At 59.3% G+C, this 3,400-nt stretch carries 2 protein-coding genes; both read right to left on the bottom strand.

The annotated features are described in order from the left end of the window. The coding region (locus tag Q1M07_RS08650; RefSeq protein WP_300453035.1) for a BPTD_3080 family restriction endonuclease at positions 1–2,387 on the bottom strand (2,387 nt) is incomplete at its 3' end. 103 nt (positions 2,388–2,490) lie between these two features. Continuing rightward, on the bottom strand, positions 2,491–3,400 hold a 910-nt coding region (locus Q1M07_RS08645), incomplete at its 5' end, for a vitamin B12 dependent-methionine synthase activation domain-containing protein (protein WP_300453033.1).

The following is a 3,400-nucleotide window of genomic DNA, read 5'->3' as shown; positions in this document are numbered from 1 at the left end:
TTGCGCTGCTTTTCGTCGTGCACACGACACAGGTATTCCTTGGTCAGCGTGTAGATAACCTGCTGATCGCGTAGTGCTTCGAGATTCGCGTGCAGCGTTTGGGTGTCGCCTGATACGGCGGTGCCAAGGGTGGTTTCAACAGGCTGACGCGTGGTGTCGATGAAGTAATCGGGCGTGGCGGTGAAATCAGCTCGGAGTTCGCTGCTGTCGCTTTCGAGTCGATAGCCGACGAGGTTGGGGAAGCGGATTTCAAGCGACGAGCGCTCCGGCAGCGCACGCAGCGTGGCGTAGTCAGGCACATCGACCGGGCTGCTTTTCCCGGCCTTGAAGAGCTTGAAGGGCACGCCAATGATGTGCGCGTATTCGGGCGGGAATTTTCCGGTTTTGGGATCGATGTAATAGTGGCGGCGGCGCAAGGCCCGGCCTGCCACCTGCTCGCAGAGCAATTGCGAGCCGAAGGCGCGCAGGCCCATGACGTGGGTGACGGTGTTGGCGTCCCAGCCTTCGGTAAGCATCGAGACTGAAACCACGCAGCGAATATGGGCGCCGAGGGTGTCGGGCTTGCCGACGGTGTTGACGACTTCGCGCAGCAAGTCGCCATCGGTCAGTTGTTCGATGCTCTTGTCGGGGTGACGTTGACGATAGTCGCGCTTGAAGCGTTCGATTTCCGGGCCGAATACCTTTTTGAAGCTTTCGTCGATCTGGCCCGAGTGTTCCAGGGCATCGCTGTCGATGAGCAGCGTTGGCGGCCGGTTCAGCGATCGACCGGTGTTTTGATCAAAATTTGAAAACAGCGGCAGGCGACCGGGAACGACCGATGTCTGGCCGTTTTCATCGACACGCTCGTAGCCGGCAATTTCCTTGAAGACTTCGCGAGATACCGTCGTGTTGTTGCAGACGACAATGAAGACCGGCGGCGCGGTAAACATGTCCGCCTTGAGTTCACCTTTTTTTCGCTGGCCGCGTTCGTATTCTTCGTAGTGGTTGTAGAACTGCTCCAAGGCGGAACGAACGATACCGGGCAGGTGCGGCGCCGCATCGAATCTGACACCGCCCTCTTCCGCATCCTTGCGTACTTTGCGCTGGCCCTTCTTGGGCAGTTCACCTTTGCAGTTTTCGTAGAGGTTTTTGAGGATGGGTTCGTCGATAGCATGGCTGCTGTCATCGACCGGCAAGAAGGGAATTTTGACCAAGCCGGATTCAATGGCTTCGATCAGGCCAAAGTCACTGACCGTCCAGGGAAACAGCGAATAAGCCGGGTAGCCAGAACCGGAAAGGTAATAAGGGGTTGCCGACAGGTCATACACGGCACGCAACTTGAAACGTTGCGCCACGGCGCGGATACCTGAGAACCAAACGGCCGCGCGCTCATTCTCGGTTTCGGAATTGTCGAATTCGGTGTCCTTGCCCTTGGCACGAGGCAGATAACAGTGATGAGCTTCATCGTTGATGACCAGTAGCCGCCTACCCGGCTTGAAACTGCCAAGGACACGACGCAGAACGAGGTTATCGTCCTCACAGCTTTTAACCTTGCCGCCGTCTTCGCCGAGTTTCCCATCGAAGGGCGTTTTCTTGTTGCCGGAAAGCTGGCGTGGCAGAAACTCGTGGTAGTTGGTGACGATCAGGCGATGGGCCAATTCGCCAAGGGCTGCACGGTAAGCCGGTGGCAGCAGATAGCGCTGACGGTAGTAATCCTGAGCGTCCTGCGGGCTGTCGTGACGGGCGTCGGGGATCAGAACCTTGAGACGGTCGCGAATGGTGATACCAGGGGCGACAACGAGAAAATAGTCACAATAGCGAGTGTCGCTGCGGTACTCCCGCCGGTTGAGGTAGTGATAGAGAATCAAACAGGCCATGACCACGGTCTTGCCGCTACCTGTAGCCATTTTGAAGGCATAGCGGGGTAATTGGTCTGCCGGATTGTCGCCAGCAGTCGCCTGACGCTGCCGCAACTGGTTGAGCAGATGCGTTCCAGTGTTGGACTTTTCTGCCAGTTCGTTGAGCCAGATTGCGGTTTCGACGGCTTCTTGCTGAGCGAAAAACAGTTTCTGGTGCGGGGCACGCTCCGGGTTGGAAAACCAGTAGACAAGCAAATCCCGCGTCACCCGACTGGTTACGCCGCGGTAGCCTGATTGACGCCAATCTCGGATCTGATCACGCATCTGGTTAACCAGATGTTCGCCGTACTGACTCGTGAGATCGTTAACATCAAACATGTTTCCCTGCGCCTGCTGGCCTATCGGAACCTGCGGCACATCGGGAGTGAAGACGCGGCGACCGTCCCGGATGTCTTTGTAGTTCAGATTGCCCTGGATGTCGGTCGCGTAATGCCGAACTGGCTCCGAGTAAGGCGAATTCAGGATCGGATTGTCTTCAGTTTTTTTCATGCTCGCCGGATTTCAATTGGCAAGATTTCTTTTGATTGGCACGGAAAGACCAAAGCACAAGACGCAACACATACTTGCACGTCTCGATCCAGGGCGAAAAGACTCACAGCAGCGGCGCCAGCCACTTTTCGGCTTCGGCCACCGTCATGCCGGTGCGCTTGGCCCAGTCTTCGAGCTGGTCGCGGCCGATCTTGCTCACCGCAAAATAGTGCGCGTCCGGGTGGGCGAAGTAGAAACCGCTCACCGCCGCTGCGGGGCTCATCGCGAAGCTTTCGGTGAGATGCATGTCGGCCCGGGCCGGCGCGTCGAGGAGCTTGAAGAGCTCGCCCTTCACCGTGTGGTCCGGGCAGGCCGGGTAGCCGGGAGCCGGGCGGATGCCGCGGTAGGCTTCCCTGATCAGGTCGTCGCAGCTCAGGGTTTCGTCGGCGGCGTAGGCCCAGAATTCCTTGCGCACGCGGGCATGCAGCCATTCGGCGGCGGCTTCGGCGAAGCGGTCGGCGAGGGACTTGAGCATGATCGAGTGGTAGTCGTCGTGGCTGCGCTCATAGGCGGCAAGGCGCGCTTCGATGCCGAGCCCGGCGGTGACGGCAAAGGCGCCGACATAGTCGGCCACGCCGGATTCCTTGCCCGCGACGAAGTCGGCGAGGCAGTAGTTCGGCTTGCCGGCCGGGCGTTCGTGCTGCTGGCGCAGGCCGTGCCAGGTCATCAGCACATCGCGGCGGTCCTCGTCGGCATAGATTTCGATGTCGTCGCCCACCGCATTGGCCGGAAACAGCCCGAACACCGCCCGCGCCTTGATCCACGGGTTGGTGTCCTGCTCGGCGACCATCCGCGCGAGCATCACTTCGGCGTCGGATTTCAGCTCGCGGGCGGTTTCGCCGACGATGTCGTCGTGGAGGATTTTCGGGTAGCTGCCGGCCAGATCCCAGGTCTGGAAGAACGGCCCCCAGTCGATGTAATCGACGAGTTCGGCGAGGTCGATGTCGAAGGCGTGGATGCCTAGTTGGGCCGGC

This window comes from Accumulibacter sp. (assembly GCF_029255285.1).
Taxonomy (GTDB): domain Bacteria; phylum Pseudomonadota; class Gammaproteobacteria; order Burkholderiales; family Rhodocyclaceae; genus Accumulibacter.
Note: the sequence above shows the minus strand (reverse complement) of the source record. Positions and strands in the feature narration are given on the sequence as shown.